This is a genomic window from Nocardia pneumoniae NBRC 100136 (genome assembly GCF_000308755.1).
Classification (GTDB): domain Bacteria; phylum Actinomycetota; class Actinomycetes; order Mycobacteriales; family Mycobacteriaceae; genus Nocardia; species Nocardia pneumoniae.
The window spans coordinates 66,646-85,377 of the sequence record NZ_BAGF01000056.1 but is presented as its reverse complement, the minus strand read 5'-3'; the positions used below and the strand labels follow the sequence as shown (position 1 = coordinate 85,377).

Genomic DNA, 18,732 nt, shown 5'->3' with positions numbered 1-18,732 from the left:
ATGCGCTATTCGACCTGGATCCGGCAACATGTCGCCGCGCTGCGCGCGCTGCTCGTGCTCACGGTGATCACCGGAATCGTCTATCCGCTGGCGGTTTTCGCGGTCGCGCAGCTGCCCGGTCTGCGTGAGAAGGCGGACGGCTCGCTGGTCGGCGCGAACGCGACGACCGTGGGTTCCAGCCTGATCGGGCAGTCGTTCACCGACGCCGACGGCGCCGCCCTGGTGCAGTACTTCCAGAGCCGTCCGTCCGCCGCCGGCGACGGATACGACCCGCTGTCCACCGCGGCGAGCAACCTCGGCCCGGAGGACATCGTCGACACCGCCTCGCGCAAGAGTCTGCTGACCCAGGTGTGCACGCGGAGCAAGGAGGTCGGTGACCGTGAGGGGGTCGACGGCAGCCGTCCGTTCTGCACGAAAAACGGTGTGGGCGCGGTTGTCTCGGTGATCGGCCCGCGTGACGCCGACGGAGACGTGTCGCGTCCGGTGCAGGTGGTCAGCGTGAACGAGGCATGCCCGGCGCAGCCGTTCCTCGGCACCTATCGCGGCGTGCGGGTCGAATGCGCCGAGCCCGGCCAGGACTACTCGGTCGGCCGCATCGTGCCGATCCACGGTGATGCCCCCGCCGCCCCGGCGGTGCCCGCCGACGCCGTCACGGAGAGCGGCAGCGGGCTGGACCCGCACATCTCCCCGGAGTACGCGGCCATCCAGGTCGCTCGCGTCGCGAAGGCGCGCGGCGTTCCCGAGGAGCAGGTGCGCGCTCTGGTGGACGCACACACCAACGGCCGGACCTTCGGGTTCCTCGGCGAGCCGCACGTCGATGTTCTCCAGCTGAACCTGGACCTGGACCATCGCTATCCGTACCGGGGCTGACGCATCCTGTGGCCTGGGCGAAGTCGTTCGCCCGCGGTCGTCAGTGGCCGCGGGCGATCCACTCGGCCAGCCCGGGTTTCTCGGCGCCGATGGTGGTGGAGTCGCCGTGTCCGGTGTGCACCGTGGTGTCCTCCGGGAGAGTCAGCAGCCGATCACGGATCGACTCGATGATCGTGCCGAAATCCGAGAACGAGCGCCCGGTCGCGCCGGGTCCGCCGGAGAACAGGGTGTCTCCGGTGAACACCGCCTTCGCCTCGGGTACATGCAGCGAGACCGATCCGGGGGAGTGGCCAGGCGTGTGCAGGACGTGAATCTCATTTCCTGCCAAGCGAATCCGCTCGCCGTCCGCAAGTGGTCGGTACCCGGCGTCCGGATGGGTCATCCGCCACAGCGGTTCGTCGCCGGGATGCAGCAGGATCGGGGCGTCCAAGCGCTGGGCGAGTTCGGGGGCGACCGTCACGTGATCGTTGTGCCCGTGGGTGCACACGATCGCGCGGACGGACCGGCCCGCCACCGCCGCGACGATCGGATCGGCGTCGTGCGCGGCATCGATGACGATCACCTCGTCGTCGTCGCCGACCAGCCAGACGTTGTTGTCCACCGCCCAGGTGCCGCCGTCGAGAGTGAAGGCGCCCGAGGTGACCACACGATCGATGCGGGCCGTCACCAGACCACCACCGAGCGCAGCACGTCACCGGTGTGCATCTTGTCGAAGGCCTGCTCCACCTCGGCCAGTCCGATGCGTTCGGTGACGAACCGGTCCAGCGGCAGGCGGCCCTGGCGGTACAGGTCGATCAGGGCGGGGAAATCGCGTTCCGGCAAACAGTCGCCGTACCAGGAGGATTTCAGCGCGCCGCCGCGGGAGAACAGGTCGAGCAGCGGCATCTCGATGACCATGTCCGGGGTCGGCACGCCGACGAGGACCACCGTGCCCGCCAGGTCGCGGCCGTAGAACGCCTGTTTCCAGGTCTCCGGTCGGCCGACCGCGTCGATGACGACGTCGGCGCCCCAGCCGCCGGTGTATTCCTGGATCTTCTCGACCACGTCCTCGGTGGTCGCGTCCACCGTGTGGGTGGCACCGAATTGGTCGGCCCAGGACAGCTTCCTGGCGTCCCGGTCGACGGCGATGATGGTCTTCGCTCCGGCCAGGCGCGCACCGGCGATCGCCGCGTCGCCGACGCCGCCGCAGCCGATCACCGCGACGGTGTCGCCGGGCGAGACGTTGCCGGTGTGCATCGCCGCACCCAGGCCCGCCATCACGCCGCAGCCGAGCAGCCCCGCAACCGCCGGGTCGGCTTCCGGGTCGATCTTGGTGCACTGCCCTTCGTGCACCAGGGTCTTGTCCACGAACGCGCCGATACCGAGGGCGGGGGTCAGTGCGGTGCCGTCGGTGAGCGTCATCGTCTCGCTCGCGTTATGACTGTCGAAGCAGTACCAGGGACGGCCGCGCTTGCAGGCCCGGCACTCGCCGCAGACGGCGCGCCAATTGAGGATCACATAGTCGCCCGGTGTCACGTGGGTGACCGCGCCGCCGACGGTTTCCACCACGCCCGCGGCCTCGTGGCCGAGCAGGAATGGGAAGTCGTCGGTGATCCCGCCTTCGCGGTAGTGCAGGTCGGTGTGGCACACCCCGCAGGCCTGTACCCGCACCACCACGTCGTGCGGTCCCGGATCGGGAATCACCACGTCGACGAGCTCGACCGGCGCGCCTTTGCTGCGCGCCACGACCCCACGCACGGTTTCCGACATCTGTGCCTCCTGAGCGAATTCACCGATGACACGGTCCGGCCGCTCGGCGGGCCCGCGAGCTGAACACTTGTCCATACTCCTGTACCCGAGGCTCCGAACACTACCGCCAGGCCGTGCGAAGTCGCCTTTTCCGCACGAGAAGCACGCAGAGTTGACATTCCACTTTGGAGGGTTATGCTGGATTTACATTCCACTATGGAGTATGGAACCGTCGATAGGACCAGGCATGGACATCTCCACCGCTATCCGCGCCTCGAACGCCGAACGCGAGACCGTGGTGCGCCTGCTCGGCAGGCATATGGCGGACGGGCGCATCGATGCGGCCGAGTACGACCAGCGCGTCGCCCAGGTGTACGCGACCACCTCTCGCGACGACCTGCGATTGGTGCTGTCGGATCTGCCCGAATTCGCCAAGGACGCCGCCGAACCGGCCACACCGCGGCCGCGCATCCCGATCTGGCAGCGCATCGAGGGCGGCACCTGGCTCGGCGTCAGCGTGCTCGTGCTGGTGATCTGGGCCGCGATCTCCCTCGGCGTGGGCGCCTTCACCTACTTCTGGCCCATGTGGGTGATCGGCCCGTGGGGCGCCGTGCTCGCGTTCCGCGTGCTGACCGGCTTCGAGAGCGGTCGTTTCGGCCGCCGCGCGAACTGAGCGGGATTCGGCGTCGTCATCGGACCGATGTCATGCCGACAACCCGAGCCGTGCGGGCGACCCCGGTCGCGTCGCGACCACTGCTCGCCGGTTCGACAGCGCACGGATTGAGCGCGTCGGCGCTGAATTCGGCGCTGTCATCGGGTCATCCGGTGGCGGCGCCGATCGCGTGTACTACCACCTGCGCCGCGACGTCGACTCATGCGACGGGGTGGGTTGGTCGCGCCGCGACCGCTGATCGCCGTTGCGACGGCGCGGCGGAGGTTGGTCGCGGTGCGGTTCGGCGGCTTGGTCGCCCGGCGCGAATCGGTCGCGCCGTTGGAGTTCGGGCTGGGCGCGTCGCCCCGGCCTCGAATCGAAGTCTGTAGCCGCGTACGGATTCCGCTGGCGGCGGGGTTCTCGATGCGATGGGTGGGCGTCGGCCTCGTAGTCGGATCGTGGGTCCAGGCTCGGCTGCGGCGTGTGGCGCCCGGCGTACCGCTGATCGGCGGGTTCGCCGGAGGGTTCCTGACGTCGACGTCGTGGCAGATCAGGACGTCCAGGGGTGGGACGAAGGGACAGGCCGGGGTCTTCGGCGGCGGTTGCCGGAAACGGGCCACTGGGCCGGGCCGGATCGGGATTGTCGCGGTGGCGGCGCGCCGAGCGGGACTGCCTGTCGTTTCCGGACCGCTGCTGCGTGGATCGGGAGGCGCCGCCGCGCGATGGCCGATCGGCGTCGGCGCGGCGCGAGGAGGACCGCGGATCGGCGGCATTCTTGCGCGGCGAGCGGCTTTCTCGGGGGGACGGTAGGGGCTCCGCGGCGCGGGCGGGAACCGGATGTCTTTCGCGGCGGGCGGGGAAACGGGCATCGCGGACGTCTGCCGGTTCCGCGGACCCTGTACGAGGGTGTCTGGTGGGGGGCGCGTCTTCCGACAGCCGGTGCGGCTTACCTGGCCGGGGCGGCTGCGGCGGTAGCCCGGGCCGGATCACCGGAAGTTCCCGGGTGACCTGAGAGGCGCTGACGCCCTTCTCCCGGTACGTCGCGGGAATGTCGTGCGCACGCAGCCATGCGCCCGGATCATGGCGGGCACCGGCGTCCAGCCACGGAATGGTTTCCTCGAGCAGGTCCAGCAGATCACCGGACCGGTCGCCGAGCGCGGCGCGGATGTCGTGGAACGTGTCGGGTGGGAATGTCCACCTCCATTCCGACCGCGGATGCGGACCACCGGTCACGCGGCCGTGCACCACGAGGTCACCGGAGCGGCCGATCTTGACGCGGATCGTCCGTGTGCCGGACTCCACGACGAGTTCCCCCGTTTCGGTGCGCGTGATCTGTTCGATCTCGTCGTCGAGATCGTCGATCTCATCGTCCTCGTCGGGCTCGCCGCGACGCGCCCACTTCGTCACGGCGTTCCAGGTGGACAGCAGTGGACGCTCGTCCTCGGCGTCGGGGCGGCCGATCCGCAATGTCCGCGCAATCCCGGCGACGAGGTCGGGACGGGCGGAGTATTCGTCGGGTTCCGAGTGGTCGTCCGCCCTGGGCATAGACCGCGCCGCGCGACCGACGCGCTCGCCCGGCTCGTCTTCCGGGTACTCCTCGTCTGCGAATCGGCGGCCTCGCCGGGAAAAATTCCCACGAATGGGAGCCTCGGCCTGCTCCGCGTCATCGACCCACCGGCTGGCGGGGCCGGGACGCGCCACGTCGTCGTCGCGCTCCTGCGCCCTCAGCTCGATTTCGAACCACGCCGCCACCAGTGCCGCCGCGACGAACACCGCCGCGACGACGACTTCGCCCCACACGTCGCTGAGCACCGCACTCTCGCTGCGCTCGCAGGCATGGAGAAACACCAGGCTGCCCAGCACGAGCGCCGCGATGCGGGCAAGGCGGAACGCCGTGGGAGACCCTGGTGAGGGGGCAGACATGGTGTGCGCTCCAGAACGTGCCGCTGGCGAATCAGAGGGATCGTATGTGGCGGGACGGCACGGCGTCAGTGCCAGTTCGAGACTGCTCGGCGCCGGTGCGGCGTGGCCGGTCGGATGTGCGGCAGCTCCGCCCACCGCGTCAGGTCCTTCCGGGGCTGCGGCGGGACGGCCCCGCAGTATGTCATGCTCGCGTTGCGCGGGACGTCCGAGCGCGGTAGACAGCGATGCGGGCCGTTTCGGCAAACCTGGGGCACAGTCGCAATGCGGGGGATCCCGGGCAAGTCGATAACCTACGGAGTGCCGAACCGCCACTCGGCCCGCGCTGTCGGGCCCAGGGGAGTTCCGGCACGCGACGGAATACCATGGCTGGTTGCCGAAAGCGCTACCGAGCACAGGCAGGCGGGCGCGATACGGAAAGGTCGTCGAATTTGCACCTGAAGAGCCTGACGTTGAAGGGCTTCAAGTCCTTCGCGTCCGCGACGACGCTGCGATTCGAGCCGGGCATCACCTGTGTGGTCGGTCCCAACGGATCGGGCAAATCGAACGTCGTCGACGCGCTCACCTGGGTCATGGGCGAGCAGGGTGCGAAGGCGCTGCGGGGCGGCAAGATGCAGGACGTGATCTTCGCGGGCACCGCGGGACGCGCCCCGCTCGGCCGCGCCGAGGTCACGTTGACGATCGACAATTCCGACGGCGCGCTGCCGATCGACTACGCCGAGGTGTCCATCACCCGGCGGATGTTCCGCGACGGCGCGGGCGAATACGAGATCAACGGCAACTCCTGCCGCCTGATGGACGTGCAGGAACTGCTCAGCGACTCCGGCATCGGTCGCGAGATGCACGTCATCGTGGGACAGGGCCAGCTGTCGGCGATCCTGGAATCCCGTCCGGAGGACCGCCGCGCGTTCGTCGAAGAGGCCGCCGGTGTGCTCAAGCACCGCAAGCGCAAGGAAAAGGCGGTCCGCAAGCTCGAGGCCATGCAGGCCAACCTGGCGCGCCTCACCGACCTCACCACCGAGCTGCGCCGCCAGCTCAAACCGCTGGGCAGGCAGGCCGAGGTGGCCCGAAGGGCGCAGACCGTGCAGGCCGATCTGCGCGACGCCCGGCTGCGCCTGGCCGCCGACGACCTGGTCACCCGCCGCCGGGAACTGGAAAGCCAGCAGAGCAAAGAGGCCTACGCCCGCGAGCAGCAGATCACCGTGCAATCCGAGCTGGACGCCGCCAACGCGGCGCTGGCGCAGCACGAGTTCCAGCTGTCCCGGCTGACCCCGAGCGCCGAGGCGGCCGCGCAGATCTGGTTCCAGCTCTCCGCGCTGGCCGAGCGGGTCAACGCGACCATCCGCATCGCGGGCGACCGCGCGCGTCACCTGGACACCGCGGTTCCGGTCGGCGCCGGTCGCGACCCCGAGCAGCTGGAAGCCGAGGCCGAGCGGGTGGAGGCCGAAGAGGCCGAGCTGCGCGAGGCGGTCGAGATCGCCGTCGAGACGCTGGAGGCGGCCAGGGACCAGCTGGCCGAACGCGAACACGCCGCCAAGGCCGCCGAGCAGGCGCATCTGGCCGCCGTGCGGGCGATCGCCGACCGCCGCGAAGGCCTGGCCCGGCTGTCCGGCAAGGTCGACACCCTGCGCGCCAGGGCGCAGTCGGTGGACGCGGAGATCGCCAGGCTCTCCGCCGCCATCGCCGAGGCCCGGCATCGCGGCGAGGCCGCGCAGGCCGAATTCGACACGGTGCAGGCCGAGCTCGCCGAGCTGGACGCGGGCGAGGTCGGCCTGGACGCTCAGCACGAGCACGCGGTGCAGGCGCTGGAACTCGCCGATCAGCGCGTCACCGAACTGCGCGAGCAGGACCGGGACGCCAGCAAGCGGGTGGCGTCGCTGAGCGCGCGCATCGAAGCGCTCGGCATGAACCTGGCCCGGCGTGACGGCGTGGCCTGGTTGGTGGAGAACCGGGAACAAGGGTTGCTCGGCCCGCTCTCGGCACTCCTGCGCGTGCACGGTGGCTACGAGGCGGCGGTCGCGGCCGCGCTGGGCCCGCTGGCCGACGCCATCGCCGCCGACACCGACGAGGCCGCGCATGCCGCGATCAGCGCGCTCAAGGACGCCGACGCCGGACGCGCCGCCGTCGTATTCGGCGCCGCGGAGGCCGATCGGCCGTCACTCGGCGCGCTGCCCGGCAACGCCCGCTGGCTCATCGACGTGGTGGATTGCCCCGACAGCGTGCGCGGCGCGATGGCCGCCTTGACCGCTGACATCGCCGTGGTCGACGATCTGCCCACCGCACGGGTGGTCGTCGCGGCCCGGCCCGAGGTCCGCGTGGTCACCCGGGACGGCGATCTCGCCGGAAACGGCTGGCTGCTGGGCGGTTCCGATCGCGCGCCGAGCCAGTTGGAGATCCAAGCCGACATCGATGCGGCCACCGCCGACCTGGCCGCGGCGCAGCGGCGGGCCGAGGAACTCGAGGCCGCGCTGTCCGGCGCGCTGGACGAGCAGGCCGACCGCAAGGACGCCGTCGATCAGGCGCTGCTCGCCCTGCACGAATCCGACCAGGCGCTGGTGGCGATCTACGAGCGGCTCGGCAGGCTCGGCCAGACCGCCCGCACCGCGCAGGCCGAGAGCGAGCGCCTGCTGGCCCAGCGCACCGACGCGGAGACCAGCCGGGAGGACGCGCTCGCCTCGCTCGCCGAACTGGAAGATCGCCTGCGGCACGCGGAACTCGAACAGTCCGAAGTCGACGCCGACGGCGCTGGCGCGGCGGGCACCGAGTCCGCGGGTCGCGCGCGGGAAGAGGCGGCGGCCGCGCTGGCCGAGGTGCGGGCCATGGAAGTCGAGGCCAGGCTCGCCGTGCGCACCGCCGAGGAACGCGCGGAATCGGTTCGCGGCAAAGCGGATTCACTGCGCCGGGCAGCGCGCGCGGAACGGGAGACCCGTGCCCGCGCCGAACGCGCCCAGGCTGCGCGCAAGAAGGCGGCCGAGGTGGCCGCCGCGGTCGCCGAGTCGGGGGCGAAGGTCGCCGCCGAACTGGCGAAAGTGGTCGCCGAGGCGGGCGCCCGCCGCGACGAGCTGGTGCGCAGGCGCTCCGAATGCGCCGCCCAGGTCGAGCAGGTCAAGGAGCGGGTGCGCGCGCTCGGAACGCAACTGGCGCAGCTCACCGACGCCGTGCACCGTGACGAGGTGGCCAAGGCCCAGGCGGCGCTGCGCATCGAGCAGCTGGAGGCGACCATCGCCGAGCAGTTCGGCATCGCGCTCGACGATCTGATCGCCGAGTACGGTCCCGACGTGCCGCTGCCGCCCTCGGCGCTGGAAATGCAGGAGTACGAGCAGGCCAAGGAACGCGGCGAACAGGTCAGCCCGCCCGCTCCGATGCCCTTCGACCGGCAGACCCAGGAGCGCCGCGCCAAGCGCGCCGAGAAGGACCTCGCCACCCTCGGCAAGGTGAATCCGCTGGCGCTGGAGGAGTTCGCCGCGCTGGAGGAACGCTACAACTTCCTGGCCACGCAGCTCGAGGACGTCAAGAACGCGCGCAAGGACCTCCTGGACGTGGTCGCCGAGGTCGACGCCCGCATCCTGCAGGTGTTCACCGAGGCCTACGCCGACGTCGAGCGCGAATTCGTCGAGGTGTTCGCGAAGCTGTTCCCCGGTGGCGAGGGCAGGCTGCTGCTCACCGACCCCTCGGACATGCTCACCACCGGCATCGAGGTGGAGGCCCGCCCGCCGGGGAAGAAGGTCAAGCGGCTGTCGCTGCTGTCCGGCGGCGAGAAGTCGCTGACCGCGGTCGCGCTGCTGGTGGCCATCTTCCGCGCGAGGCCCTCGCCGTTCTACGTGATGGACGAGGTGGAGGCCGCGCTGGACGACACCAACCTGCGCCGCCTGATCGGCCTGTTCGAACAGCTGCGGGAGAAGAGCCAGCTGATCGTCATCACGCACCAGAAACCGACGATGGAGATCGCCGACGCCCTCTACGGCGTCAGCATGCGCGGCGACGGCATCACCCAGGTCATCTCGCAGCGGCTGCGCGGCGAGAACCTGGCCCCGGTGGGCGCGGCGAGCTGAGACGGCACGCATTCCGCCGTCGATCACGCACCCGCAGTCCCAGCCCGGTCAACCAGCTCGCGTTGCGTTGGAGAACTCGAACGTCGAGGGGAGTCAAATGGCGGTTGTCGCGGTGGTTCGATCCGCCATTTGACTACGCCACATGATGTTCGGCAGCGCGCCATCGACCTGGTTGGTCGGCCGCGGCGACGCCAGGCCGTGCAGGGCGGTTAAGGTCGGCGGATCACCGTGCTGGAGTCATCTTTTCGCTGTCCAGGAGGGCTTTGATCTGTGCGGCACCGGTTTCGGCCAGCCAGGTGTCGAATGTCCGCAGACCGGGATGGAGTTCGCGGATTTCGGCGACGTCGGCGTGCCAGCCGCCGGTGTGGCGCATCAGTCGCCAGGTGTTGCCGATCTCCGTGCCGAGCGCGTCCGCCTCGGCTTCGGTGACCTCCTGGTAGCGGACGTGGTGCCCGGTGGCCTTGCTGATCGCCTCGGCCGCCGCGGGCGGGGTGAGCGCGTCGCCCGCGAGTTCGAGGACGCGGCCGTGGAAGCGGTCCGGGTCGGCGAACGCGAGGCCCGCGATGTCGCCGATGTCGGCTACGGCGATGATCTTCATCGGCCCGGCGGCGGGGAAGAGATGCCGGTGTACGCCGCCGAAGATGCCGTCGACCGGCGAGGTGCGCAGCAGGTAGTTCTCCATGAAGCGCACCGGACGCAGCAGCGTGTACCGGACACCACTGGCGATGATCGCGTCTTCGATGCGCTTCTTGCCGGTCGTGCCCCACGAGGTGTTGTCGCCCATCGACGCGATGCCGGTGAACACGATCTGCTCGACACCAGCGCGGCGAGCCGCGTCCACGAGCGCCTCGCCGCGCGTGGCTTCCAGTTCCACGTCCCAGCCCTGCGGGCCGTACGCGGCAGGCGGAACCGCGAACAGTCCGGTGACACCGTCCAGCGCCGCGGACACGGTGTCGGGGGCGTCGAAGTCGCCGATAGCGAGTTCCGCGCCCGCCGCGGCCAATTCCCGTGCGGCGGGCGCCTGCGCGTCGCGGACCAGCGCGCGCACCCCGTGGCCGTCGGCCAGCAGCCTGCGGGCGGTCACGCCGCCCTGCTTGCCGGTGGCTCCGGTGACCAGGATGAGATTGTGCTGAGGGGACATGCTTCGCCTTCTCTGCTCGATAGAATCGGGTCGGATAACCCGGATTCGAACGATACGGGTGGCTCGACCCGATTCAACCAGTCGAACTAGGAAGGCCGTAACGAAATGACCGCATCGTCGGCCCCCGGCACGACGGCGCGTGCCGATGCCCGGCGCAATCGCGCTCTGGTGCTGACGGCCGCGCAGCGCGCCTTCGCCGAACAGGGTGTCTCGGTGTCGCTCGCCGAGGTGGCCCGGCGCGCCGGAGTGGGCGCGGGCACCGTGTACCGGCACTTCCCGACGAAAGGCGATCTGCTGGAAGCGGTTATGCAGCAGCGCATCGATCGGTTGGCCGAACTCGCCGCCGAACATCTCGGCGCTCCGGACGCCGGGGCCGCCTTCTTCGACTTCTGCGGTGCGGTGATCGCGACGACGCCCGGTAATCAGGCACTCTGCGACATGGTCCGATCCGACGACGGATGGCCGCGTGTGCTGGTGCGGAGCGCGGGCGAACGCTTTCACCGCGCGCTGGCGGCCCTGCTGGCCGCGGCCAAGCGTGACGGCGCGGTCCGCGCCGACGTCGAGCTGGAGGACGTGCTGGCGATCTTCACCGGATGCGTTGCGATTCAACAGCTCCGGAAGACGAGCGACGGTCTCGACCGCACCGCCGCGATCGTGCTGGACGCGCTGCGGGCGCGGCCGGGCGAACCGGTCGTAACGAAACAGGACCGGGACGCAGGAAATCGTAACGAATCAGTCGATCGTAACGAAAGTGGTGGCGACCGCTGCCCGGTGTGTCACGCGGCGGTGCCGCGGGCCAGGACCGGTCGCCGGGCCACGTATTGCTCGGCGGCGTGCCGCCAGAAGGCGCACCGGCGCCGCTCCGCCGCGGCGCGCTGACCCGGATGGCGCATTTGCGCCATCGGCGTCTCTGCTGCGTCATGAACCCATCGCAACCCGGCGAGTGTCCCGGTGCGACGGAGGGATGAGGCCGCCGTCACAGGCGAGTGGGAGAAGGAGATGTGCCGACCGCCGTGCCGCCCCATCGCGACGGCAGCGCGGCGGCGGGCAGGGAGATAGGCGCGAGGACGAGTCACGGGATACCGGCGTAGCCCTGGGTCGGTTTCCGGTGCGGTCGGCATTCAGCACTGCGCCGGAACGTGCCGGACGATGGCTCGGACGCGCTGAGCCCACACCGCATCAGACCAGCTCAGAGCAGGTCGCTGACGTCGTCCGGCACGTCGACGGCGTACTTGCGCAGGATGTCCATGGAGATCACTTCCAGGGCGTTCTCGTGCGTGGCGGCCAGGACGACGGGCGCGGCGACACCGTCCTCGTGCGCGTGCAGCCACCGCACGGCCACGACGCACCAGCGGTCGCCCGGTTGCAGGCCGGGAAAGTTGTTCTCCGGACGCGGCGTGCTCAGATCGTTGCCGATGGAGGCTTGATGCTCCAGGAACTCCGCCGTGACGACGGTGCATACGGTGTGGCTGCCCAGATCCTCCGGCCCGGTACTGCAGCAGCCGTCCCGGTAGAAGCCGGTGAGAGGATCGGTGCCGCACTCTTCCAGCGGCCCCCCAAGCACGTTTCGATCGGTCACGTCGCCGATCCTATTGTCACTTCGCGAGAAGTTCCGCAGGACAAGAAATCTCAGGGGTTGTGTCGGTGCCCGCCGAAGCCCGCCCGCGGCTCGGGACGCGCGGTGTTCGCCGGGCATCTGCCGTGTTCGCGGGGGCGCGACGCGACCGTTCGGTGCGGCTCGGGGCCCAGCCCGTGACGACCGGTCTGCAAGGATGGTTCGCGTGAGTCCCGAAGTCTGGATCCTGATCGCCGCGGTCGCCGCACTGCTGCTGGTGGTGCTTGTCGCCGGTTTCGTCCGGTACAAGCGCGGCCGCGTGTCGCTGACCCCGCCCGCGCAGGACAAGGAGGTGACCGACCGGTCCGGTGGTTACACCGCGACCGGCGGATTCAACTTCAGCCGGGGCGGCACCGCTACCGCGCCGCCACCGCTCGAGCGCACCGACACCGAAGGACAGCCGCACATCGGCGACGACGCCGCGATCCCGCGCGACGCGCCCAAGCGCGGGATCACCAACGTGCCGCTTCCGGAGGCGGACGTCGCCGAAGCGCCCCCCGTGTCCGGCGGCGCCGCGCCGACGACGCCCATCGAGGCCGAGGCCGAGTCTCCGGCCACCGAGGCGCCCGCGCCGACCGACCAGGTGGAGACTCCGGAGGACGTGGCCGACACCGCGCCCGTCATCGAGACCGGTGCCCCGGAGACCGCGCCCGAAACCGCCCCTGCGGACACCGGCGCCGCCCCCACCACGGAAGTCGTCGCCCCGGACACCCCAGCGGGCGTCGAGACCGCCGCGGCGCTGGAGGAGATCGAGCCCACCGAGGGCCGTCTGGTCCGCCTGCGCGGACGCCTGTCCCGCTCGCAGAACGCGGTCGGCAAGAGCCTGCTCGGCCTGCTCGGCGGCGGCGACCTGGACGACGAATCATGGGAGGAGGTCGAGGACACCCTGGTCCTGGCCGACCTCGGCACCGCGAGCACCACCGCGGTCGTCTCCCGGCTGCGCGCCGAGATGGCGGCGCGCAGCGTCCGCACCACCGACCAGGCTCGTGCCGTTCTGCGCGACGTGCTGATCGAGCAGCTGCGGCCGGAGCTGGACCGCTCGGTCCGCGCGCTGCCGCACCCGGATCACCCGTCCATCCTGCTGGTGGTCGGCGTGAACGGCACCGGAAAGACCACCACCACCGGCAAGCTCGCCCGCGTGCTGGTCGCCGACGGCCGCCGGGTGCTGCTCGGCGCCGCCGACACCTTCCGCGCCGCGGCCGCCGATCAGCTGCAGACCTGGGGCGAGCGGGTCGGCGCCGACACCGTCCGCGGCCGGGAAGGCGCCGACCCGGCCGCCGTCGCGTTCGACGCGGTGGCCGCGGGTGTCGAGCGCGGTGTCGACGCGGTGCTCATCGACACCGCGGGCCGGCTGCACACCAAGACCGGCCTGATGGACGAGCTGGGCAAGGTCAAGCGCGTCGTGGAGAAGAAGGCCGCCGTCGACGAGGTCCTGCTGGTGCTGGACGCCACCGTCGGCCAGAACGGACTGAACCAGGCGCGGGTGTTCGCCGAGGTGGTCGACATCACCGGCGTGGTGCTCACCAAGCTGGACGGGACGGCCAAGGGCGGCATCGTCTTCCAGGTCCAGCACGAATTGGGCGTGCCGGTGAAGCTGGTCGGTCTCGGTGAGGGCGCCGACGACCTGGCCCCGTTCGAGCCCGCCGCGTTCGTGGACGCGCTGCTGGGCTGATCCACCTGTCCTCCGAAAAGGGTTGAGCCCGCGGCCTTCCGCGTAAGCGGCGCGCCGCGGGCCGGAGGCCGCACGTCCACCGCATCGGTGCGAGACACATCACACCCCGGATGTTTGCCGACTCCAACTCGGCGGTAATGAATGTCCGATTTCGCGGACACGCTGCTCACAGCTTCGGCAAACACCCGGTGTACATCGCGAAACGTGGTAGCAACACAGCTGCGCCATCCGTTCACACAGGTGAAACACGACAGCTCAACGGATGAAACACCGAGTGAGGACCCTTCTGTGCAGGTCCATTTGCCGGAATCGGCTGGGCCCGAGATGAGGAGGACATTAAGGTGGCATTTCCGCTTACCGGTGCGCCGGACACCGGTGATACCGCATGGATGCTGGCGAGTTCGGCGCTGGTGTTGCTGATGACACCGGGCCTGGCATTCTTCTACGGCGGCATGGTCCGGTCGAAGAATGTGCTCAACATGATCATGATGAGCATCAGCGCGATGGGTCTGGTCGGCGTGCTGTGGTCGCTGTACGGATACTCGACGGCCTTCGGCGACAACAAGTTCGGCGTGATCGGCGACCCGACGCAGTTCTTCGGCCTGAAGGGCTTGATCGGCGGTAACTCCGTCGCCGAGGTCAAGGACGCGGCCGGCGCCGTCACGACGGAGGCGGTGAACATCCCGCTCGCGGGCACCATTCCGGCGACGGTCTTCGTCGCGTTCCAGCTGATGTTCGCCATCATCACGGTTGCCCTCATCTCGGGCGCGGTCGCCGACCGCCTGAAGTTCAGCGCGTGGCTGCTGTTCGCGGGCATCTGGGCCACGGTGGTCTACTTCCCGGTCGCGCACTGGGTGTTCGACTTCGACGTCAAGGACGCCGACGGCAACGTCGTGCACGAAGGCGGCTGGATCGCCAACAAGCTGCTCGCGGTCGACTTCGCAGGCGGCACGGCGGTGCACATCAACGCCGGTGCGGCCGGTCTGGCGCTGGTGCTGGTGCTCGGCAAGCGCAAGGGCTGGCCGACCACGCCGTTCCGCCCGCACAACCTGCCGTTCGTCATGCTCGGCGCCGGTCTGCTGTGGTTCGGCTGGTTCGGCTTCAACGCCGGTTCCGCGGTGACCTCCGGCGGCCTCGCCGGGTCGACCTTCATCACCACCACCATCGCGACCTGCGCCGCGATGCTGTCCTGGCTGCTGGTGGAGAAGGTCCGCGACGGCAAGCCCACCTCGCTGGGCGCGGCCTCGGGCATCGTGGCAGGTCTGGTGGCCATCACCCCGTCGTGTTCCTCGGTGAACGTGCTCGGCGCGCTCGCCATCGGCGTGGTCGCGGGCGCGCTGTGCGCCCTCGCGGTCGGCCTCAAGTTCAAGTTCGGCTTCGACGACTCGCTCGACGTGGTCGGCGTGCACCTGGTCGGCGGCATCGTCGGCACCCTGATGGTCGGTTTCGTCGCGGCGCCGGAGGCGGGCGCGGCCAAGACCGGTCTGCTCTACGGCGGCGGCGTCGACCAGTTGTGGCGGCAGGCGGTGGGTGCCGGTGTGGTGCTTGCCTTCTCCTTCATCGCGACGCTGATCATTGCCTATATCGTGAAGTTCACCATTGGGCTGCGCGTGAGCGAGGAAGAAGAGTCGGTGGGCTTGGACGAGTCCGAGCACGCGGAAACCGCCTACGACTTCGCCGCTCTGGGTAGCACGGCACGTTCGGCCAAGGAGGCATGACGAACATGAAGTTGATCACCGCCATCGTCAAACCGTTTACGCTCGAGGACGTCAAGACCGGGCTCGAGCAGGCGGGCGTGTTGGGCATGACCGTCAGCGAGGTGCAAGGGTACGGCCGCCAGAAGGGCCACACCGAGGTGTACCGCGGCGCCGAGTACTCGGTCGATTTCGTGCCGAAGGTCCGCGTCGAGGTCGTGGTGGACGACGCGTCCGTCGACAAGGTCGTCGAGGTGATCGTGGAGGCCTCCCGGACCGGCAAGATCGGCGACGGCAAGGTCTGGGTCACTCCGGTGGAGTCGATCATCCGGGTGCGGACCGGCGAACGCGGTACCGACGCTCTGTAACGAATATCGAGTAGAGCGGCGGCCCCGCTCCCACCGGAGCTCCCGGTCGGAGCGGGGCCGCACGCGTGAAATGGGCGGTGGGTTGTGGGTAGTCAGTACGAGCACGACGGTGACCCGAAGGTGACCGGAGAAGTCAGCGGCAAGATATCCAATGGGGCGGCCGACCTGGTCCGCGCACGAACCCAACTGCTCGACGGCGGCCTGCCGCGCAACCCTCGGCTCGACGCGGAGTCGCTGCGGCAGGCCCTGGTCGACCTCTACGAACTCTGGCTCACCAGCAAGGGCGCCGAACTGGGCATCACCGCCGACAGCGGTCTGGCCGTGGTGGCGGTCGGCGGCCTCGGGCGCGGCGAGATGCTGCCGTACTCCGATCTGGATCTGATGCTGCTGCACGACGACGTCGATCCCGCCCGGGTCGCCGAGGTCGCCGACCAGCTCTGGTACCCGCTGTGGGACGCGCACATCAAGCTCGACCACAGCGTGCGGACGGTGCCGCAGGCGCTGCGGGTGGCCGCCGACGATCTCATCGCCGCGCTGGGCATGCTCGAAGCCAGGCACATCGTCGGCGACCAGGAATTGAGCAGCCTGTTGATCGGCGGCGTGCGCCGGGAATGGCGTACCGGAATCCGCAACCGCTTCGACGACCTCATCGCCCAGGCCCAGGCCCGATGGGAGCGCAACGGCGAGATCGCGCACCGCGCCGAGCCCGATCTGAAGAACGGGCGCGGCGGCCTGCGCGACATCCAGCTGCTCGACGCCCTCTCCATCGCCCAGCTGACCGACGCCATGCCCGGGCTCGGGCCGGACGTGCCCGGCGGCGGATTGAAGCAGGCGCGTCGCCGCCTGTTGGACGTGCGCACCGAACTGCACCGGGTCGCGGGCCGTTCCCGCGACCAGCTGCGCGCGCAGGACGCCGACGAGATCGGCGCGGCCCTGCGTATCGGCGACCGCTTCGACCTGGCTCGCACGCTGAGTGATTCGGCGCGCACGGTGAGCTATTCCGTGGACGTCGGGTTGCGCACCGCGGCCAACGCGCTCCCGCGCCGGGGGCTGGCGCGGCTGCGCCGCATGCCGGTGCGCAGGCCACTCGACGAGGGTGTCGTCGAGCATGCCGGTGAGGTGGTGCTCGCCCGCGACGCGCGCCCCCAGCGCGACCCCGGGCTGATCCTGCGGGTGGCGGCGGCCTCGGCGCAAACCGGGCTCCCGATGTCGGCCACCACCCTGAACCGGCTGTCCGAGGACGCGCCCGAGCTGCGCGAGCCGTGGCCGAAAGACGCCCTCAACGACCTATTGGTCCTGCTCGGCGCGGGCCGCGGCGCCATCGACGCGATCGAGGCGCTGGACCGGACCGGCCTGTGGGGCAGGCTGCTTCCGGAGTGGGGCGCCGTGCGCGACCTGCCCCCGCGCGATGTCCTGCACACCTGGACCGTCGACCGCCACCTGGTGGAGACGGTCGCCTACGCCAGCGCGATCAGCACCAGGGTGGCTCGGCCGGACCTGCTGGCCCTCGGCGCGCTGCTGCACGACATCGGCAAGGGCCGCGCGGGCGATCACAGCGTCGTCGGCGCGGAGCTGGCCACCCACATCGGTCGGCGTCTGGGTCTGTGGCCTTCGGACGTGCGCACACTCAGCGCGCTGGTCCGCCACCATCTGCTGCTGCCGGACACCGCGACCCGGCGCGATCTGACCGATCCCGAGACGGTGCGGTTCGTGGTCGACACGCTCGATGGCGATCCTCAGCTGCTGGAACTGCTGCACACGCTGGCCGAGGCGGACTCGCTGGCCACCGGTCCGGGCGTGTGGGGTGACTGGAAGGCGTCGCTGATCGGCGAGCTGGTCCGGCGCTGTCGGTTGGTGATGGCGGGCGATCCGCTGCCGACGCCGGAGCCCATCGCGCCGGAGCTGGTCGAGAAGGCGCAGGCGGGCGGGGTGCACGTCGATCTGAAGCCGGGGGACAGTAAATACACCTATACGGTCACCGTGATCGCGCCCGACACTCCGGGGCTGCTCTCCGATGCCGCGGGCGTGCTCGCGCTGCACTCGTTGCGTGTCCTGTCGGCCGCTCTGGGCGTCGAAGGCGATTTCGCCGTGGACACTTTCGTCGTCTCGCCCAAATTCGGCGACCCGCCGGACCCGGGATTGCTGCGACAGGAACTGATCCGCGCCACGGCGGGGGACCTGGACGTGTCCGCGGCGCTGGCGAAACGCGAGCGCGAGGCGAGCGGCATCGGCCGGACCCGCTACGCGCAGGCGCCACCCCGGGTGATCTGGTTGGACACCTCGGTGCCCGGCCAAGTCATCCTGGAGCTGCGCGCCGAGGACCGGATCGGGTTGCTCAGCCGCCTGGCCGCCGAACTGGCGAGCTGCGGAGCGAACGTCCGCTGGGCCAAAGTGGTCACGATGGGGTCGGCGGTGGTGGACAGTTTCTGCCTCGATCTGGGCGCCGAGGACGGTCCCGCGCGCCGGGAAGCGATCGAGAAAGCGATTCTCGCGGTGGTTCCCAGAACTGCGCCAAAGCCGCCGGAAAGCGACTCGACGAACCCATGAAATCCGGTTTGACCTGCTAATTTCCCTGGTGATCAATCTGTTGCCAGATATTTGCTGGATATGAGCTCCGGTCCGGCGGCGCGCCCCTACGATCTAGAGCGTCCGGCTATCGCGAGCACGAGGGGAGCAGGTCGGTGGCAATTGAAGTCGTTTCGGCGTCGACGATGACAAGTGACGAGACCACGCACATGGCGCGCTGCGTAGGCGGCGACCGCTGGGTGGTCTCCTGGCTCCCCGGGCGCACCCTGACCGGACGGCAGGCGGTGACCGCGATGACGATCGCGTCCACCGTCGCCACCTCGCCCATCCCGAGCACGGCGGAGTGGGCGCTGCTCGACGACCTGGCCCTCGAGCTGGGGCTGACCGCCAACGAGGCGGTGTTCATGGTCGTCGAGGAGAATCACGACTACCGCGCGACGCCCAAACCGCGCCGTCGCGTGCTCGACTAGCGGGCCCGCCGCATCGGAAAGGAC

14 protein-coding genes are annotated in these 18,732 nt (G+C 70.1%); 9 read left to right on the top strand and 5 right to left on the bottom strand.

What is annotated here, in order from left to right:
* Window positions 1–870, top strand: a complete 870-nt coding sequence (locus ON34_RS18000; RefSeq protein ID WP_040780697.1) for a potassium-transporting ATPase subunit C — start codon at window positions 1–3, stop codon at window positions 868–870.
* Between the two features lie 40 nt (window positions 871–910).
* Here ON34_RS18000 and ON34_RS17995 read toward each other — a convergent pair whose 3' ends face one another.
* Both ON34_RS17995 and ON34_RS17990 read right to left on the bottom strand, forming a co-directional pair.
* A complete protein-coding gene (locus ON34_RS17995; protein WP_218003905.1) occupies window positions 911–1,540 on the bottom strand; it encodes an MBL fold metallo-hydrolase in 630 nt (209 codons plus the stop codon).
* Window positions 1,534–2,619, bottom strand: a complete 1,086-nt coding sequence (locus tag ON34_RS17990; RefSeq protein WP_040780800.1) for an S-(hydroxymethyl)mycothiol dehydrogenase — start codon at window positions 2,617–2,619, stop codon at window positions 1,534–1,536. Before ON34_RS17990 ends, ON34_RS17995 begins: the two co-directional genes overlap by 7 nt.
* Window positions 2,620–2,845: 226 nt before the next feature.
* Here ON34_RS17990 and ON34_RS17985 point away from each other — a divergent pair, with 226 nt between their 5' ends.
* Window positions 2,846–3,271, top strand: a complete 426-nt coding sequence (locus tag ON34_RS17985; protein ID WP_040780695.1) for a DUF1707 SHOCT-like domain-containing protein — start codon at window positions 2,846–2,848, stop codon at window positions 3,269–3,271.
* Window positions 3,272–3,445: 174 nt separating this feature from the next.
* Here ON34_RS17985 and ON34_RS17980 read toward each other — a convergent pair whose 3' ends face one another.
* Window positions 3,446–5,173 carry a hypothetical protein gene (locus ON34_RS17980; RefSeq protein ID WP_157172328.1) on the bottom strand — a complete coding sequence of 576 codons (1,728 nt, stop codon included), beginning with the start codon at window positions 5,171–5,173 and terminating at the stop codon, window positions 3,446–3,448.
* A 428-nt stretch (window positions 5,174–5,601) separates the two neighbouring features.
* Here ON34_RS17980 and smc point away from each other — a divergent pair, with 428 nt between their 5' ends.
* Window positions 5,602–9,222, top strand: coding sequence for a chromosome segregation protein SMC (smc, locus tag ON34_RS17975; RefSeq protein WP_040780693.1), 3,621 nt, complete (start codon window positions 5,602–5,604; stop codon window positions 9,220–9,222).
* Window positions 9,223–9,445: 223 nt separating this feature from the next.
* Here the strand turns inward: smc and ON34_RS17970 are convergent, their stop codons facing one another.
* Window positions 9,446–10,363: an NmrA family NAD(P)-binding protein gene (locus ON34_RS17970; protein ID WP_040780692.1), complete on the bottom strand. Its 918-nt coding sequence runs from the start codon at window positions 10,361–10,363 to the stop codon at window positions 9,446–9,448.
* A 105-nt stretch (window positions 10,364–10,468) separates the two neighbouring features.
* On the opposite strand from ON34_RS17970, the gene ON34_RS17965 reads away from it, so the two are divergent.
* The gene (locus tag ON34_RS17965) at window positions 10,469–11,242 is read left to right on the top strand and encodes a TetR/AcrR family transcriptional regulator (protein ID WP_040780691.1); all 774 of its coding nucleotides are present in this window, start codon (window positions 10,469–10,471) and stop codon (window positions 11,240–11,242) included.
* A gap of 310 nt (window positions 11,243–11,552) precedes the next feature.
* Here the strand turns inward: ON34_RS17965 and ON34_RS17960 are convergent, their stop codons facing one another.
* Window positions 11,553–11,942: a DUF2237 family protein gene (locus ON34_RS17960; RefSeq protein WP_019048221.1), complete on the bottom strand. Its 390-nt coding sequence runs from the start codon at window positions 11,940–11,942 to the stop codon at window positions 11,553–11,555.
* A 193-nt stretch (window positions 11,943–12,135) separates the two neighbouring features.
* Between ON34_RS17960 and ftsY the strand changes: the two genes are divergently transcribed.
* The 5 genes from ftsY to ON34_RS17935 all read left to right on the top strand — a co-directional run bounded on the left by ftsY (window position 12,136) and on the right by ON34_RS17935 (window position 18,708).
* The gene (ftsY, locus tag ON34_RS17955; protein ID WP_040780686.1) at window positions 12,136–13,650 is read left to right on the top strand and encodes a signal recognition particle-docking protein FtsY; all 1,515 of its coding nucleotides are present in this window, start codon (window positions 12,136–12,138) and stop codon (window positions 13,648–13,650) included.
* Between the two features lie 389 nt (window positions 13,651–14,039).
* Window positions 14,040–15,368 carry an ammonium transporter gene (locus ON34_RS17950; protein WP_085997094.1) on the top strand — a complete coding sequence of 443 codons (1,329 nt, stop codon included), beginning with the start codon at window positions 14,040–14,042 and terminating at the stop codon, window positions 15,366–15,368.
* Between the two features lie 5 nt (window positions 15,369–15,373).
* On the top strand, window positions 15,374–15,712 hold the full coding sequence (locus ON34_RS17945) for a P-II family nitrogen regulator (protein WP_040780799.1): 339 nt from the start codon (window positions 15,374–15,376) through the stop codon (window positions 15,710–15,712).
* Window positions 15,713–15,832: 120 nt separating this feature from the next.
* Entirely contained in the window at window positions 15,833–18,259 is a 2,427-nt protein-coding gene (locus ON34_RS17940; protein ID WP_040780798.1) for a [protein-PII] uridylyltransferase, read from the top strand.
* 134 nt (window positions 18,260–18,393) lie between these two features.
* Complete coding sequence (locus tag ON34_RS17935) at window positions 18,394–18,708, top strand: hypothetical protein (RefSeq protein ID WP_040780683.1); 315 nt, start codon at window positions 18,394–18,396, stop codon at window positions 18,706–18,708.
* The last annotated feature ends 24 nt before the right edge of the window (window positions 18,709–18,732 follow it).